General features: G+C 57.0%; 16 protein-coding genes. 9 read left to right on the top strand and 7 right to left on the bottom strand.

Annotated elements, in window-relative coordinates; translation table 11 throughout:
* Positions 1–40: 40 nt before the first annotated feature.
* The 6 genes from LRS11_RS02970 to LRS11_RS02945 form a co-directional block, all read right to left on the bottom strand.
* Positions 41–2,182, bottom strand: coding sequence for a hypothetical protein (locus LRS11_RS02970; protein ID WP_260495437.1), 2,142 nt, complete (start codon positions 2,180–2,182; stop codon positions 41–43).
* 44 nt (positions 2,183–2,226) lie between these two features.
* The gene (locus LRS11_RS02965; RefSeq protein ID WP_260495436.1) at positions 2,227–2,520 is read right to left on the bottom strand and encodes a hypothetical protein; all 294 of its coding nucleotides are present in this window, start codon (positions 2,518–2,520) and stop codon (positions 2,227–2,229) included.
* Between the two features lie 384 nt (positions 2,521–2,904).
* Entirely contained in the window at positions 2,905–3,444 is a 540-nt protein-coding gene (locus LRS11_RS02960) for a hypothetical protein (RefSeq protein ID WP_260495435.1), read from the bottom strand.
* A gap of 33 nt (positions 3,445–3,477) precedes the next feature.
* Positions 3,478–4,215 (bottom strand): hypothetical protein, encoded by a 738-nt coding sequence (locus LRS11_RS02955; RefSeq protein WP_260495434.1) that lies wholly within the window; start codon positions 4,213–4,215, stop codon positions 3,478–3,480.
* A 2-nt stretch (positions 4,216–4,217) separates the two neighbouring features.
* Positions 4,218–5,018 (bottom strand): hypothetical protein, encoded by an 801-nt coding sequence (locus LRS11_RS02950; RefSeq protein ID WP_260495433.1) that lies wholly within the window; start codon positions 5,016–5,018, stop codon positions 4,218–4,220.
* A 3-nt stretch (positions 5,019–5,021) separates the two neighbouring features.
* Entirely contained in the window at positions 5,022–5,567 is a 546-nt protein-coding gene (locus tag LRS11_RS02945) for a hypothetical protein (RefSeq protein WP_260495432.1), read from the bottom strand.
* A 316-nt stretch (positions 5,568–5,883) separates the two neighbouring features.
* Here LRS11_RS02945 and LRS11_RS02940 point away from each other — a divergent pair, with 316 nt between their 5' ends.
* The 9 genes from LRS11_RS02940 to LRS11_RS02900 all read left to right on the top strand — a co-directional run bounded on the left by LRS11_RS02940 (position 5,884) and on the right by LRS11_RS02900 (position 14,079).
* Complete coding sequence (locus LRS11_RS02940; protein WP_260495431.1) at positions 5,884–6,225, top strand: hypothetical protein; 342 nt, start codon at positions 5,884–5,886, stop codon at positions 6,223–6,225.
* On the top strand, positions 6,225–10,313 hold the full coding sequence (mobF, locus tag LRS11_RS02935; protein ID WP_260495430.1) for a MobF family relaxase: 4,089 nt from the start codon (positions 6,225–6,227) through the stop codon (positions 10,311–10,313). Before LRS11_RS02940 ends, mobF begins: the two co-directional genes overlap by 1 nt.
* Complete coding sequence (locus tag LRS11_RS02930; protein ID WP_260495429.1) at positions 10,313–10,678, top strand: hypothetical protein; 366 nt, start codon at positions 10,313–10,315, stop codon at positions 10,676–10,678. The genes mobF and LRS11_RS02930 overlap by 1 nt, the downstream gene beginning before the upstream one ends.
* Entirely contained in the window at positions 10,671–11,087 is a 417-nt protein-coding gene (locus LRS11_RS02925) for a hypothetical protein (RefSeq protein ID WP_260495428.1), read from the top strand. The genes LRS11_RS02930 and LRS11_RS02925 overlap by 8 nt, the downstream gene beginning before the upstream one ends.
* On the top strand, positions 11,084–11,260 hold the full coding sequence (locus LRS11_RS02920; RefSeq protein WP_176443235.1) for a hypothetical protein: 177 nt from the start codon (positions 11,084–11,086) through the stop codon (positions 11,258–11,260). The genes LRS11_RS02925 and LRS11_RS02920 overlap by 4 nt, the downstream gene beginning before the upstream one ends.
* 23 nt (positions 11,261–11,283) lie before the next feature.
* Positions 11,284–11,625, top strand: coding sequence for a hypothetical protein (locus LRS11_RS02915; protein ID WP_260495427.1), 342 nt, complete (start codon positions 11,284–11,286; stop codon positions 11,623–11,625).
* A 19-nt stretch (positions 11,626–11,644) separates the two neighbouring features.
* Complete coding sequence (locus LRS11_RS02910; RefSeq protein WP_089361196.1) at positions 11,645–12,109, top strand: 3'-5' exoribonuclease; 465 nt, start codon at positions 11,645–11,647, stop codon at positions 12,107–12,109.
* 59 nt (positions 12,110–12,168) lie between these two features.
* Positions 12,169–12,957 carry a hypothetical protein gene (locus LRS11_RS02905; RefSeq protein ID WP_089361195.1) on the top strand — a complete coding sequence of 263 codons (789 nt, stop codon included), beginning with the start codon at positions 12,169–12,171 and terminating at the stop codon, positions 12,955–12,957.
* A 207-nt stretch (positions 12,958–13,164) separates the two neighbouring features.
* The gene (locus tag LRS11_RS02900; protein WP_260495426.1) at positions 13,165–14,079 is read left to right on the top strand and encodes an Abi family protein; all 915 of its coding nucleotides are present in this window, start codon (positions 13,165–13,167) and stop codon (positions 14,077–14,079) included.
* Between the two features lie 10 nt (positions 14,080–14,089).
* Here the strand turns inward: LRS11_RS02900 and LRS11_RS02895 are convergent, their stop codons facing one another.
* Positions 14,090–14,929 (bottom strand): hypothetical protein, encoded by an 840-nt coding sequence (locus LRS11_RS02895; RefSeq protein ID WP_089361193.1) that lies wholly within the window; start codon positions 14,927–14,929, stop codon positions 14,090–14,092.
* Positions 14,930–15,454: the final 525 nt, after the last annotated feature.

Genomic DNA, 15,454 nt, shown 5'->3' with positions numbered 1-15,454 from the left:
TTTTTGAAACGAAAGGCCGCTTCTGCGGCCTTTTTTATTCTTACTCACCACCGCCTTGGGGGGATCGAGGCCCGCCTGGCTGGACAATCCTGCGAACAATAGATTGCGTCGCAATCGACAAAGGCGCTTTCACCATGCCGCTGACGCCTCCCATAACGCCTTGAGCAGTGTTCTCGTATGGGTTCAAACCTGGTTCGGAGAACGAGATCATGTTCAGCACTGTCCGCGGGAAGTTGGTGATCAGGGACGCGGAGGTCATGCACACCGACCAGAAGAGCATGCAGGTGAGCAGCACCATCATGATAGAGCCGATAAGCAGTCCTGCGATCGCGTCGAAAGGCTGACTGAGATCTGCTACGCCGTTGTCCATCATTCCCCAGAGCCCTGCCATCATGGTATTGACGATCGGCAGACCGATGCTGGTGATGGTGACTGCAGCCGCCAGGCCGCCTACCGCAAGCGCTGGATAGAAACCGATGAAGATGAGGGTGTTCCAGCCTTTGCCGGCCATCTGGGACGAATGCTCTTCACCCTTGGGCGCAGCTTGAGCAGCCCCCCATAACGTGACCCCGAAAAAGGCTGAGGCTACGAAGGTCAGCCAGCTGATAACGCCCATCAGGCCGAAGATCGCAAAGACGACCGGCAGCACGTATCCGATCATGGCCCCCGCGATCAGCAAGACAACGCCGATCATGAACAGGGCCTTGGTCATCCCGCCATTACCTTTGCTTGCGATTCGGGAGAGGCCGCTGCCGCTGATGAACATCAGGCCAGTGCCTGCGAGCTCTCGGCCGAAGGCTGCGACGGTGTACAGGTTAGCTTGCGAAGGATCCTTCCCTAGGATGTCCAATCCGAGAAGCTCTGTCAGATCAGTAGAGTCACCGCTATCTTCCAATTCGCGCTCGACCTTGTTCATGGTCAGCTTCGTGAGGTCGTCACCAAAGGTGAGGTCAGCCAGGTCGCTGGTTGGGTAGAGTTTCGAAGTACCCTCAGAAGCATAACTCTGAGCCCTGGTGAAATCGTTCGCGGCGCGGAGGACGAAGGTTCCGCCCATCATCCAGCCCCATTCCTCCAGGGAGGCGAAGAATCGCTCCGACTCGGCTAGGAGTTGGGATGCTATTGCGGTCCGAATGGTAAATTGCGCATTAGCAATGTACCAATCGACCTCGCTCTCAAGATACGTCTTGCTGGCTGCAGCGAGTGCGTTAGCTTCTTCTGCGTCTTGGTTGTTTTTGAAGCCCATGTGTCGGCTGAACTGCGTCTGCACGATTCGTTGCCACATCTGGCGCTGTGCCGCGGCCAGGCCTTGGGATATGGATTTGTCGTTCGTAACGCGCAGCGCCATCTGTTCATCGGAGCACACGATTGAGGCTGCGAAGCCCGATGTGCCGCTACCTTTGCAAAGGAAGTTCTCTGACCCCATTTCGTGGTCGACGGTGCCTTCGCCGACATCCTCTGGGATGCTGCTGTCGCTGTGCTTAATCGCTGCGGCAATCGCATCAGTCGGAGGAATCAATGGAATCGCTGTGTGGTTCAGGATTTGGTTGATAAAAGGGGCTGTAGTGCTGGAAGCACCGTAATAGCCAGGCTTTGAACTATCCGTGTATTGTCGGCGCCAAGCCCCTTCCGCGAGCATCACTGCAAGCTGAGTCGCAGTGATGTCTTTTAGAGCGTTAGTCGGGTTTTTGTGTATGTAATAACCAGTAGCAACCGTAGCTAAGTGAAGCCAATTAACAATCATTCCTTTGGCTTCAGGCCTATTAATTGAAACTTCATAGTTCGGTTCGTTAAAGAGGTTGTATGCATGCATGAGCTTGAAACTGCTCGTTTGCGCATCATCGCCCCATTTACTGCCATTTTTTGCAATGCCTGCAATCAAGCTATGTCCAGGCGTAAGGACAACTGACTGGCCCCCGGCGCTGGCAACGGGAATGACTGGAGCGCAAAGAGTCAGGGCGACGATTACTCGTAGCGGATAGAAAAAGGCTTCATTGCCGTCTCGGGAACCAAAAAAATTCCCGTTCTGGCGAAGCCGGAAAATGCCCAGGAACATGGCCCAGGACGACAGTACGCCGAAGCCGGCCAGGCCTACGAGTGCAAAGTAACTCGCGAAGATGGTGAGAGGCGTTACCTGGGTTATGTGGGTGCTGCCGATCCCGATCAGTTCGTTCTGATCAAACATCCAGGCTCCAAATAGCCAAACTAATACTAGTGTAGAAAAGCTGTTCATCGCTGCAATCCTATCTTAGTAAAGTCAGGGGTTTGTGGTGGTGGTGGAAAATTGAATTCAATTGGTCTTGTGCTTTCGGCGTGTGGTGATTTCTTTGATGAAAAAATTCTTAGTTCTGGCGCTAGTCGGGGTGGTCCAATAAATGCAGTTAAAATGCAAAACAGGATCACCGCTCTGGTGATGGTTTTGTATTGTTTCGGGCTAATATTTTTTATGGTTTTGCTGATGTAGATTGTGAGAGTGAGCAGGGTGATATTTAAAGCGTTAAATATACTTTTGATTTTCATCATTCTGGCTGCCTTGAGAGTTTGCAAATACTTGCTAGGCTGGGCGTATAGTTAGTTTAATCATGCCCGTAAGTCTTTCAAGATGGGCGCGGTGAATATTTTTAGATGATGTGCTTTTGGAATTGCACAAATATATATTTGTGCGTGTTCGCATGGTGCGGGTAAAACGATTGTTTGAAAGTAAATTAATCGCTTTCTATTGCATACTTTAGGTTTGATTCACCATTTGCATTCTTTCAGAACTAGAAAATGCATATCTATGCCAAATAACGCGGATTCGTAATGATTACGACGATTTTGATACCTTCACTCGAATTGCATGTACGGCTAGTCCGTCTGGACAGCTGGCTTGGTCGACAGTTGGTCGTCGTTTACATCTCGCATGATCTAATCCTCAATCCGTTCAGCTTTGCCTGCAGCCTTGCGGGCAGCGAGATGAGCGCTCTCTATTTGGAGTGCACGAGCCGCATCAGTAATTTTTGCTCTTGTGTCCGCGTTTGAAAGTCGCCGCTCAAAGCGATTTAGCTCAGGCATACGGCCGGTTTTCATCGTCAGTAGATCTGAAAGGTAGGCGTCTCTAAGCGCCTCCAGGCTAGGGAATAACTCAAGGCTGCTATCGTTCGGTGGAGTGCCGCTCATCAGGGCAATGCGTAATGAGCGGATCTCAGCTTCAAGCAGGCCAATACGGTAATCCGCAGCAATCAGCCCTATGTGCATAACTGCCTGACCTGGCTGCCTAAGATCGAAGACGCCAATTGCGTCTTCATCACGCGATTCAAACGTGCGGGTTTCAGCTTGGCCAGTGAAACGATCGACTAGTGCTGCCGTAGCAAGAATGACTTTCCCATCCACTTTGGCGTTTGCCTCAGAAATAAGGGTAAGACTTTTCTGGGCACGAAAGTCCCCATCACCGCCATGAATAGTCATGCGAATTTTCTCCAGTTACACTGATTTTTCGCGCTACTTGCGCGCGTAGTGGATCGGCTTGTCGATAACTTCAGATGTTAGGAAGGCTTCTATCTTGGGCGTCAGATAGAGATTGCTCAGAATTCCTCCGAGAATCGCCCCGGTAGCAATGGCTAAGTTCCATTTGCGGGCGGTCGCTAATTGCTCGATGAATCGGGAGTTCAAAACATCGCGCAGATTGTTCAACGACGTGCTGTGCCCGCTGATCTGCTTATGGGCTGCGTTCAACTCCGTTTTTAGCTTGGTGATCTCTTCGTTCGCACTATCTAGCTTGCTTTGAAGCGCGTGACTTGCCTCTCTTGCTGCGTAGCTGCGCTCCAGTGCGGCCGTGTCGACCCGAGCCTGAATCTCTGTGACCGCTGTTTCGACAGCTTCGAGGCAGCCGCTCGTCATTGCAGCTTCGTAGGAGGCTCGGAGAATGTGAGTGGCATCCTCATAGAGTGCTCGCTGCATTGACTCTCTAAACGCCTGCGATTCATGTGGGCGAAGTAACTGGCTAGGTAAGGCTTTGAGTTGCTCGTGAAGCTGATCCGCGGCGGCCAGGCGATCGACATAAACAGAGATGTTGTCGCCTGCGGTCCCGATCCTTTCGACCATCTTCTCGGTTCGATCCAGCAGGCCTGGCTGTCCTTTTGTCCCATCAATCTTGAATCGCAGGCGATCAAGGGAGTCTACGAGATCAACGATCGACTGGATCTCGTCGGAGCCTGGCGTACGTCGACCTTCGGCCATGATCAGCCCCTCAGGCGGCTAAGCAAGTAGGTGGCCATCAACTGCTGGCTCGCAACCGATTTTCCGACACCGCCCTTGGTGCTTACCACCATGATGCGCAGGCGCTGTTTTTCTGCTTCGAGGATTTCATCCAAGCGACGGTGTACTTCATCGATGTATTCGCGAGCCTGGCGAGCACCGGTTACGGATCGGATCAAACGGGTGTAGCGCTTACCTTTTTCGAGGTCACCATTTGCCTCAGCGCTAAGCACGGTGTTTTTCAGCTCTTCGATCAGCTCGTCGCGGTTTTCTGCCAGCTCCCACTGCGTTTGGCCCAGACGACGACTACGCCCGTACCGCTCGATGCGCGGCATCACCAGCAGCTCTGCATCTGCCTGTTCGGCCAGATCGAACACCTCAGCGAAGGACTCCCGCAGCGCGTGATCGGCCAGATTCTGGCTACGCGATGAAATGTCATTGAGCAGGATTGCGATCTTTACATCGGCGTCATGTACGCGGATTGCCTGAATAGTTTTTTCCGCGTTGTCTACGTCCTGCCCCTCGTCGCGAACAGGGATTACCACTAGGTCGAAATGGCGGAAAAGCATCTGCTCGCCGACAGCCGCAAGAGTTTTCGAGGCCGTTTCGTTGCCGCCGATATCCAGTACGAAACTGTCGAGTCCGCTCCCGTAGATCAAGTGCTCGATCGGGGCTCCCGCATCGCTGCCGACCGCCAGTTGCTGCGACCGGATCGTCGAGCGAGTGAGCCAGGCGGAATCGAGGTTCAGGTCATCCATTTCGACCAGGTGGACTGCATCTTTCATGTGCTACTCCTTCTTCTTGAAGAACTGTCGAGGCGTTGCGGCCTCTTCCAGAAAGCTGGTTTTTGCCTGTTCGGCAGGCGGGGTGGTCTGCTCCTGAGATGCTGCGGTGGGCGCGGCGAACTCAGGAGGGGTGTTGTTCTGAATTACCTCCGGGTGCAATTCACGCCCGTATTCAGGGTCGGCCCCCGTAGTTCGTACATTCGCTAGAAACTCCCGGTATTCGCGCGCAAGGAATTTCTGGATGAATTTCCGCAGGCTGTTGTAGCTGACGATGATCCCGGCTCTATCCAGCATTTCCTGCTGCTGCGTAATTGGCGTACCTAAGCGCGTTGCTTCGCGCAGGATGTCGATTCGCGGGAGCAGAGCCTTCGTGACGCTCCCTCTTACGTTCTTCTGACCGCTGCCTGATTGTGCGGCTGCTTTCATGCGCTCCAGCTCGGCCTTCAATGCCGCCGTTTTGCGGTCGGCCTCTTCCTGCTGCATGCGGATCCACTCCAACTCTTCTTTCTCATCACGGGCGCGTTCGGCGTCAGTGCGTCGGTCGTACATGGCGATCACCTTGGTTTGTTGTGATTGGTTGGAAACTGCTTACCAACTCTACCAAAGGTTTCGCCTTTTCTTGGTTGTTTGTTGCAAACACGGTGCAAACATCTAGCTCTTGCTTCTCATGTTAGTTGTAAACTAGTGCGAGTCAAGCATAACTTGCGTAAAGAGATGCGAAATGCTTGTATATCAGCGGCGAAGACAGAACACGGCTGCACTCGCTTCGCGAGGTGCAGCCGTGTAAGCCCGCGCCAATTGGGCGCATTCGGTTTAGGCATGACTACTACAGGCGTAGTAGCCCCCCAGGAGGGGAGGACACAGGATGGCTTTCGAGCGAAAAAACCATACGCAGACCATTGCTACTGAGCGGTCCCAGCAGGCGTTCGAGCGCCTGGTGCGCGACCTTTGCACACCGAAATCTGGGGTGTTGCAGGCGATCCTGGAGGCCGTGCCGACTTCCGATCTGGTCGCTCTTCTGCGCGGCGAGTTGCGTTTGCATGACGCCAAAACGGTCGGCCTCGACGCTGACGCAGCTCTTGCGATACGCGCCGAAATCGAGACCTCTCTTTCCCTTCTGGGGGCTCGGATTGCGGACGCGAGCCGACTGGGCGCGCAGCGCGCGGTTGCCGAGGTCATGGCCACGGCTCTTGGGGAGGGGCACTGATGGCCATATTCACAATCGACAAATTCACCGCCGCCGACATCGCCGCCCGCGCCGCGTATTTCGAGCGCGGAGAGGGCCTGGTTCGGGACGACGCTAATGAGCCGCGCAGCGGCGGCGAGGACTATTACCACGCTCCGGGCGCCGGAACCCTGGTTGCCGAGTACGCTGGCAGTGCCGGTGCAGCGCTGGGGCTAGGAGTTACACCCCAGGACGGCGACTACGCTGCGCTCATGTCGGGCGCGAACCCGCGCACCGGGGAGTCCTATGTTTCCGCACGTCGCCAAGGCGAGCTGGATCGAGGCACCGGCCTAGCGGGCTACTCGACGAGTTTCAACGTCGACAAGACGATCTCGCTTTTATATGCCTCGCTGCCACGCGATCATCAGCTGATCGTCGAGCGGGCGATGATGGAAGCCTCGCGCAGCGTCTTTGACTACGCGGAGCGGCAGGGCTATGTCTGCTATCGCACCGGCGCCGGCGGTTGCGATCGGCACAATGGCCGAATGGTCGCGGCGACCTACCTTCACTTCACAAATCGCAACCAGGAGCCGCATCTCCATGTCCACGCCGAGATCCCGAATGCCTGCCTCGGCGCTGACGGGCAGTGGCGTCCGCTCGACGGTGGTGAGATGTTCCGCCGTCAAACTGAATTCGCTGCGCTGTTTGACACCTACCTCTCCCGCGCTCTGCAGCGCGATCTGTCGCAGGTTGGCCGGCACCTGGAAGTCGATCTGGATCGCAACGGTCTGCGTGTCGCCGGCATCAGCCGGGAAACGGTCTTGGAGTTTTCGACGCGCCGAATCGAGATATTACAAGCGCTCGACGCGATGGGCGCGAGCGGTGCTGACGCTGCACGTGGGGCAGCGAAACGGAGCCGCGATGGCAAAAAAGAGAAGGATAGCGACGAGCTCCGCGCCGAATGGCGCGAGCAGCTGGTGAACCTGCAGCAGGAGCTGCAGCGAGGCGACCTGACCCCTCAGACCTGCCTGTTTGCCGAGCAATTGGTTTTTCGGAACGCCTCGGTGTTCGGTGCTCACGCCTTGGACCGTGCTGCAGCGCAGTTGTCGATCCTGCACGGAGGCGAGCAAGCTATTCCCGCGATCCGCGTCGGCCTGGTCCAGCAACTCGGCGTAATTGAACTTCCGCCAGAAGAAGGCCGCGCGCGGGAGTTCACCACCGAGACTTATCGCCAGCTTGAGGCCGAACTGCTCTCTTATGCCCACGCCGCACAAGTGCCTGCGTCGCGCTTCGCCATTCCGGGTGAGCGCGTTTCTGCAGCGATCGCCCGCTTCGAGGCCGAAAAAGGTTTCAGGATGCGTGACGAGCAGCGCGCCGCTGTTCAGCTCTGCGCTTCTGGCTCCCGCTTTCAGATCCTTCAAGGCGCGGCCGGTACGGGGAAATCAGCCAGCCTGACCGCCCTGCGCCTCGCTTACGAGTCGAGCGGAAACCGAGTCATCGGTCTGGCCCCCTCTGGGGCAGCCGCCGCCGAGCTGGAAAATTCCGCCGGCATCAAGTCGAGAACAATTCACTCACTGTTGATGCGCCTCGAAAACGACAACGAGAAATTTCGAGAAAAAATCCGGCCGACGGACGTGATCGTCTGCGACGAATCTGGCCTGGCCGACTTGCGCACTCTGCACAAGCTCGCGGGGTACTGTGATGCGGCCGGCGCGAAATTGATCCTGGTCGGCGACGGCCGTCAGCTCGAAGCCGTCGGCTCGGCGTCGAGTCTCGACATGCTCACGCAGGAAGTTGGTTGCGCGGAGCTCATCGAAATCGCTCGTCAAAAAGACTCCGCCGACCGAGCAATCTCGCAGACTTGGTTTGAAGGCCCAGCAGAGCAGGGCGGCCTTGACGCTCTGGACATGATGGTGAACCGCGGCCTACTGAAAATGCCGGCCGGCGATAGTAAAGAAAAACCCATCGACCTCATGATGCGCGATGCCCTGGAGGCTCACGCGGCTGGAACTGAGTGGCAAGATATTCTGCTCCTGGCCGACCGTAATCAGTCTGTCCGCGCCCTGAACTCGAAGGTGCGTGAGTACCGTTTTTCGACCGGCGAGCTGGATAAGGCCCAGCAAATTCGTGTGCCGGTCGAGACCGGCCGAGGTGATTATGCAGACCTGGATCTCGCCCCTGGTGACCGGATCATGCTGCGCAAAAACCAGAAGATTGATGGTGAGCCCGTCTACAACGGCGACCGGGCCACCCTGGCTGCTATCGAGCGCGTGCAGACCGACACCGGCGAGAACGGCGAGCCGATCTACGATACCAGGCTCACCGCGCGCCTCGACCGCACTGGGGAGGAGGTGAGTTGGCTTTTGTCGGACTCTGCCTCTCTCGACCACGCTTATGCGATGACCGTGCACAAGTCCCAGGGCCTCACGGTAGATCGGGCTTTCTACCTCACCTCGGAGTCTACAGACCGCCGCCTTGCCTATGTTGCCTTCACTCGCTCGCGGGAGGCCTGCGCTTTCTACATCGAAAACGACCAACAGCAGATCAACCAGCTGGCCCGCAACACCGCCGCGTTTAAATCGAAGCGCTGCGCCCTTGATGCCGACTCCGAATTCCGCGAGCTGATCCGTGCCAACGCCCAGGCCGGCATGCCCCCGGAAAACCCCATCCAGGTCCGGCAGCCGAGCACGAAAGATCTGCTCGAAAAGGCCGGCGATCGCTTCCAGTATCCTGGCCAGCCGCAGACCGAGCCGAAGACGACCCCGGAAATCAGCGTGATGCCCGCGACCCAGGCCGACCACGACCTAGCCGCTGCCAGGGGGTTTGCTGTCACTGGCCTGATCGACCAGCCCGCCGATACCCGCCTCAAGCCCGGCAAGCCCTATGATCTGCCAGCCGGTGCTGAGCGTGTCGCACTGCTCGCCGAGCCACTGCCGGCTCAGCCAGTCGCGCAAACAACTCACGATCTGTCGCCGCCGGCTCCGGTGAAACAACGCCTGGTGTGGACGAAGGCCGATCAGCAGCGGGAGACCCAGGCAATCCGCGATGGTGTAGACCTTCGCGCCCACGCCGAGCGGTTGGGGTACGTCCAGGTGAGCGGCGCCGGTGCGAAACTGCGCCTCGAAAATAAGACCCTGGACAGCGCTGACCCGATGCGCGAAATCACTTTGCGCACCAACGCACGCGGTGAAGAGTGCTGGATCGCCGTAAAGGGCGGTAAAGGCTCCGGCGTCGGCGGCGATGTGTTCCACCTACATCAGCACGCCACCGGCGCGGGCTTTCTCGAAACCCGTGACGAACTGCGGAAAATCGCCTTCGGCCGCGACTTCGAATCCGGGGCCAAGTACCAGTGTGTGCCGACTGCAGAGCGTGACGCACAGGCCGAGCAGCGGCGGGAGCAGGAGGCTCTGCAGGCCGAGTTCCGCCGGGCAGTGGCATATAAACAGTACAAACAGACCAACGACCAGTCCAACGCTTTCCTCGCATCGCGCGGTATTGATGAACAGACGCTCGCGGAGACGAAATGGCGCACCGACCGGCACGGGAACGCCGTTTTCCCGCATGTCCGCGAAGACGGAAAATTCACCGGCTTCGAGCGCAAGCACGACGGCCCGGCACTTTTCTCGAAGAGCCAGAGGGGCGTCTACATCGCCAACCCAGGCTGCACGAACCCCGAGCGAATCAAGGTCACCGAGGGCGGTCTCGACGCTCTTAGCCTGTATCAGCTCGATACCCCCGAGCAGCGCGCCCGCACGCTCTACGTCAGCTCGGGCGGAAATCCTGCTGAGGATACTGCCCGTGCCCTGCGAGGCCTGGCCAACCGTACCGGTGTTCGGCAGGTCGATCTCGTTTATGACCAAGATGATGCAGGTACTCGGCACACCGAAGTTCTGAAGCAACTGCTCGCCGAGCAAGCTCCCGGTCTGCAGGTCGCTGATCACCGTGACGACTACCGGATGACTGAGGGCGAGGATCCCAACGATCTCCTCCTTCGCTGTCATCAGGAAAGTCAGCCCCCCCAGGCAGTGCCCGAGCAGCAGGACGAGAGCCCTCAGTCGCAGGCTGCACCGAAACCTGCGACGGCGGAGGAAGAGATGCAAGAGACGGCAGCACACAGGAGATCTATGTAATGACCGACCTACATATCACCCCCGCCGACTTCCCGGGCGCGCGGCTGCGCCCTATCACCCCAATCTCTGCCGGTCGAGGCTGGCTCCACCTTGCTCGCGAAGCCCTGGCCGTGTTGCCTGCCGGCGTCGAGATCCTCCAGATCAAAGAGAAGTTTGGCTCCCTGCGCGTCATCACGAACGCCTGCTCTCCTGATGTCCGCAAAGCGCTGCAGCCGATCGAGCATCGCTCCCTGCAGGTTTGCGAGATCTGTGGCGACGATGGCCACTTATGGCATGACGGCGACCAAGGCCAACCTGTCGGCTGGCTGCGCACTCGCTGCCAGAAACACGCTCAGACGCGAACTCTGGAGGTCGCCGGTGTTTGACACCCTCATCGAGATCCAGCGCCTGGCCGAGGGGATGCGGGATCACCAGATCGCCTGCCTGGAGGCCCAACTCGAAGAGCTGCATACCTCCCCAGGCAACGGCCTGGCCGGCCCTTTCATCCTGGCTATGACCATCGCCAATCTCGTTGTGCCTGTAACAGCTGCCTATGTCGTGCCGAGACACGCTATCGGCCTGCCTGGCGACTGCAACACCAACTGGCACCTGGCGCTATTCAGCGTGTGGCCTCCGACAGAAACGGTTTTATTGGATCTGCGAAACGCCCTGTTCGACGACGCCCCGCTGAGTGTGCGCAGTCGAGTCGAACTCTTTTCCCACGACAATTCCGCAATGCTGGCGAAGTGCCGGGCGGCCGGCATCCAGATCTATCTGCACGGTGCTGCACGATGACTATCCAGATCAAATTGAGCCTCGATTTAAACGCTAACGACATTGATGCGCTGCGTACTCTTGTCGACCATCCTGAAGCTGTCGCAGCAGCGGCAGCACTTCACGATCCACGTTTGCAGGCGCGGATCATCGGCGTTCTGGCAGAGATCAAATCACAACTCACAGAATATTAATTACGAACTACGAGGTGTCTCCGATGAGCCAGCGCAAGAATCTTGATGGCCTGCTCAAGCAAGGTGATCTAAGCGCTTCACAGTCTGCTGAGGGAAAGGCTTGGGAGGAGGCACCCGCATGCGGCCATGAAAACGGAGTGATCCCTTCTGAGGAATCCGTTGAACTGGCCATTGAGCAAGTTATCGCGCAGGCTGGACGGGCCGCCGCAGTTCGTAGCAAAGCCTTTCTGGATGCCTTAGGCATCGATTCTGCTGAGCTTCAAGCTTGGGTCAACGAGAGGGTGGAAATTGGCAGCTGGCCCGAAGGGGATCTGATTCGAGCCTTCTCGGAATGGAAGGCCAAAAGACCTATGCACGGTGCATAGCTCAAAGGAGCAACCCCGGATGACGATGCGCCGCATCTACCTGGACACCGAGTTTACGAGCCTCAACCGCTACCAGGCAAAGCTGATCAGCCTCGCCCTAGTAGTGCAAGAAGGCCCCGAGTTTTATGCCGAGCTGACCGACAACTGGGATGAGAGCGATTGCTCTGATTTTGTTCGGGAAACCGTTCTGCCGCAGCTTGATCTGTCTAAGCACGGGCGCACTACGGAGCTGGCTAGGGGCGAGCTGCTGGCTTTCCTGCAGGCGCTCGGCCCGGTAGAGGTCATTACTGACGCTCCCGATTATGACTGGACTCTGCTGCTGTGGCTCGTCGACCCGGCAGGGTTGCCGGCCAACGTGCAACCTCAACCCGGGCTGCTGTGCATCGACTTCGATGCCGACTACAGCGGCGACGAGCCGCCCCACCATGCTCTCCAAGATGCCCGCCTTCTCGCCGCACTAGCCGAAAAATCCAATCCCGCATGACGATGCTTCGTGTACGTTAAATCACAAATCTGTGATTTAACGTACATGGACGGAGCGTGATGAAAATTAATGCCGGCACCCTGCGGGACTACCTGGTGGCAACCACTGAAAACGCTCAGGATCATGCGGCTGAGCCGCCTCAGCTGATGTGCCTGGTAGACCAGATGGATCAGATCTTTCAGGAGGAGATATTCGCCCGGGATTTCGAAGTGAATCCAACGGCCGGCCTGCTGGTGATGAACGCCTACACCATGCTTCTTGGCGGGGTACGGCAAGCGCTATCGGGGCATGTTGTGTCAACATTTCCGATTGTTCGTACAGCGCTTGAGTCGGCCTGTTATGCGTTTCTGATCGCACGTGACGAAGCGAAGGCCGATGTCTGGTTTCACCGACACGATTCAGAAAAAGCTCATAAGGATTGTCGGGACACTTTTACAGTCGGAAGGGCTGTAAAAGAGCTCAAGGTGATCGATCCAGTGATGGCCGAGTACGTACAGGCTCACTATGAGGCCTCGATCGACTTCGGCGCTCACCCCAACCGGAAGTCAGTGATTGATCACCTGGAGGACTCCGGTCCGCTTGGAGAGGACTTTCACAGTTTCGAGCTGACTGGCGTTTATGGTCAGAATAGCTGGCACGTAAACTTCGCGTTACTGGTCTGCGTAGAGGTAGGCCAGGCGATCGCGTTCCTGGTCGCAGCATCTTCGGAGAATCACCCTCTAATCAATGAGCGTGTCGATTTGCTCCAAGACTGGGTGGACGCGAAGAACCGCATGGCTGAGGATATCAACGGTGAGCCGATCAATTACACTGGGCCGATGTACTCCTCAGTCCTTCCGCCCGTGTAAGCGCGAGGCCCCGCTATGTGTACAGGACGCACCAGAGCCGACAGTCAGACCGCTCTAAGTGGCGATACGTCAAAGGTTGACGACACCGTCAAGCCCGATTAGGATTGATCTCAAGAATAACCCCCACGCCTCGGGCGGGACTTGTCCCGTACTGCGCACCAGGGGGTTAGTTTTTTCTGCGAGAAAAAGCCAGCAGGACGCTTCGGCATGCCGCTAACCCCCGTCGTTTACGCCAAGCCGGCGAAGACCCCGAAAGCCCTTCTTAAACACCTGCGAGCCAAAGGCCTGACCACGCGAGGCCAATCCGCTCTTGCACTGCAGGCGCTTACTTATATCGGCTACTACCGCCTGCTGATCTACATGCGTCCACTCCAAGACGCAGCGAAACAATTCCATCCAGGTGTTCGTTTCGACGACATTCTCGCGCTCTACAATTTCGACCGTGAGCTGCGACTTGTTTGCCTGGATGCGATTGAGCGCATCGAGGTCGCCTTCCGTGCCGCTATCGCCAACACTTTGGCGAACGACCGCACTTGCGGGCCGCATTTTTATCTTGATGCCATCCACTTTGAGAGTGGTGATGATCACCGCAACTTCCTGAGGAACGTAGTGGGCCTCAGAGAAAATCTGCCGATGAAGCACTACTACAGCACCTACAACACCCCGTCGCTCCCGCCCATTTGGGCAGTCCTGGAAGCGATGAGCATCGGGCAGCTATCCAAGCTCTTGGCTGGCCTCCATCTCGATCACCGCAAAAGCATCGCAGCTTGCTTTGGCTATGACGAGAGTGTGATCACATCCTGGTTGAAGAGTCTCACTCTCCTCAGAAACCTGTGTGCTCACCATAGCCGCTTGTGGAACACCTCGATCACATCGAATGCCCCAAAATATGCGAACGCCATTCAAGCCGAATTCCCGCCACAAGTTGATCGAGGTCGGGTTTTTTCGCGGGCCGTCGTGGCCCAGGCGCTGATGCACGCGATCGATCCCAGCTCAAACTGGAATGACAAGTTCAAGCAAGTGATGGCAACGCTTCCCTTGGCCACTATGGCAAAGGCCGGCTGCGCTCCGAGCGTGCTGGGTCTGGTTCAAGGCTGGGAAGGCAGGCCTTTCTGGAACTGACCAACCCCAGCTAACCACCGGCTTTCACGAAGTCGACAGCGGCTTTCAACTCCTTCTTACTTGGCTTTTGGGGGGCAGCTGGAGCTCCGACAGCAAGATCAGCTTGTTCCGCGTCTTCCTCCGGCCAATAGCTTCCCAATCCTCTGACCAAGTAGCGATTTGTCCTGTCCATCGGATCCATATCTCGAAAATCACCCTGCCTGAAGGAGATGAGGTTCATGTCATACAGCTTGGTGATCGCGTCCGCGACCCGATATCGGGGCACACCAGTTATTTTGGATAGCGCGTCGTAACTCAACCGCGCAATGCCTGCCCGAGACTTATCGCGGTGGGAAAGTATGGCGATTAAGACCTTCAGCGCATCTAGGCTGGATTTGCAGTAGTTGAATTCAGCCAGTAATAGCATCCGATCGCTGCCACCGTCATGGAGATGAAGCTTCGGGATCTTTCCCCAGGCGTACTCGTCATTCCAACCAACAATCCTTACGGACGTGCCGCTCTTTGTGGCCTGTGCTTGGCGCTCTATCAAGCCCTCTTGCTCAAGCCTGCTGAATGACCTCGCTATCACCGCCCTAGACATTTTGGCGAGGCATGTCAGCTGTGGGTACGTGACATGGGCGACCCCTGTCCCAAAGTCGGCCCTGCAGCACAGCACCAGATACAGCCGTAGTGCTGCGATGCATTCGTTGCGCAGGGCCTCAACATCGACCTCGCGCTCGACCTCGAGTCCGTGCGGCATGAAAGGCATGGCTACCGGCACCTTCCTTATGGCGCGACCAGTGAACCTGCCTAGACCACCTTTATGCACCCAGCGGATAGGGAGCTTTGCCCATTGGCTCCGATCGCTCATTTAGATCTCCAGGCAACTGCTGCGAGTCCGCAGCTGAGTACCAAGATGCAGCAAAGCGCCAAAGTTAGAGGATCGGTAGTTAGTGCTTTCTCTACCAAGCTAATGAATGCAGCCATCTCGTAACGCTCCAGGTAGTGGATGAGGCTGCAGATTTGCTTACCTTGAATGGACCATCTAGATATAGGCGTCCGCAAATCTGGCGTGCAGGCCAATAGATTCGGGGTTTCTTGCCGAAATTTCTAGTTCATTCTGGCCAACCTTAACTGCCTTAATCCGGGGTTGGCGCATAGCGCCAGATCAGGAGTCCACCCGCCACCGTGCAACCCATCAATCCATTGAATAGCCCGTGCGCCGCCTCATAGGAGACATGGCCAATTTGGGGGCTGGGTTTGGCTATCAGCTAGCACCTGTAAGGTGGGGCGCGAGGTTATCGACTTAGCCTGCAGCTAGTAATGAACTCGGTTCTTGCCAAACCCCGTCCGGGGAAGCCGAGATCCAATCAAAATAGACCTGCATTCGACGGCA

It is taken from the genome of Pseudomonas sp. J452, assembly GCF_024666525.1.
In the GTDB taxonomy this organism is placed as follows: Bacteria; Pseudomonadota; Gammaproteobacteria; order Pseudomonadales; family Pseudomonadaceae; genus Aquipseudomonas.
This window is presented reverse-complemented; position numbering and strand designations above follow the sequence as displayed.

Excerpts from the sequence above, each read along its gene's own strand:
- LRS11_RS02970 (WP_260495437.1), bottom strand. The coding sequence starts at position 2,182 with ATGTTTGATCAGAACGAACTGATCGGGATCGGCAGCACCCACATAACC.
- LRS11_RS02965 (WP_260495436.1), bottom strand. The coding sequence starts at position 2,520 with ATGATGAAAATCAAAAGTATATTTAACGCTTTAAATATCACCCTGCTC.
- LRS11_RS02960 (WP_260495435.1), bottom strand. The coding sequence starts at position 3,444 with ATGACTATTCATGGCGGTGATGGGGACTTTCGTGCCCAGAAAAGTCTT.
- LRS11_RS02955 (WP_260495434.1), bottom strand. The coding sequence starts at position 4,215 with ATGGCCGAAGGTCGACGTACGCCAGGCTCCGACGAGATCCAGTCGATC.
- LRS11_RS02950 (WP_260495433.1), bottom strand. The coding sequence starts at position 5,018 with ATGAAAGATGCAGTCCACCTGGTCGAAATGGATGACCTGAACCTCGAT.
- LRS11_RS02945 (WP_260495432.1), bottom strand. The coding sequence starts at position 5,567 with ATGTACGACCGACGCACTGACGCCGAACGCGCCCGTGATGAGAAAGAA.
- LRS11_RS02940 (WP_260495431.1), top strand. The coding sequence starts at position 5,884 with ATGGCTTTCGAGCGAAAAAACCATACGCAGACCATTGCTACTGAGCGG.
- mobF (WP_260495430.1), top strand. The coding sequence starts at position 6,225 with ATGGCCATATTCACAATCGACAAATTCACCGCCGCCGACATCGCCGCC.
- LRS11_RS02930 (WP_260495429.1), top strand. The coding sequence starts at position 10,313 with ATGACCGACCTACATATCACCCCCGCCGACTTCCCGGGCGCGCGGCTG.
- LRS11_RS02920 (WP_176443235.1), top strand. The coding sequence starts at position 11,084 with ATGACTATCCAGATCAAATTGAGCCTCGATTTAAACGCTAACGACATT.
- LRS11_RS02915 (WP_260495427.1), top strand. The coding sequence starts at position 11,284 with ATGAGCCAGCGCAAGAATCTTGATGGCCTGCTCAAGCAAGGTGATCTA.
- LRS11_RS02910 (WP_089361196.1), top strand. The coding sequence starts at position 11,645 with ATGACGATGCGCCGCATCTACCTGGACACCGAGTTTACGAGCCTCAAC.
- LRS11_RS02905 (WP_089361195.1), top strand. The coding sequence starts at position 12,169 with ATGAAAATTAATGCCGGCACCCTGCGGGACTACCTGGTGGCAACCACT.
- LRS11_RS02900 (WP_260495426.1), top strand. The coding sequence starts at position 13,165 with ATGCCGCTAACCCCCGTCGTTTACGCCAAGCCGGCGAAGACCCCGAAA.
- LRS11_RS02895 (WP_089361193.1), bottom strand. The coding sequence starts at position 14,929 with ATGAGCGATCGGAGCCAATGGGCAAAGCTCCCTATCCGCTGGGTGCAT.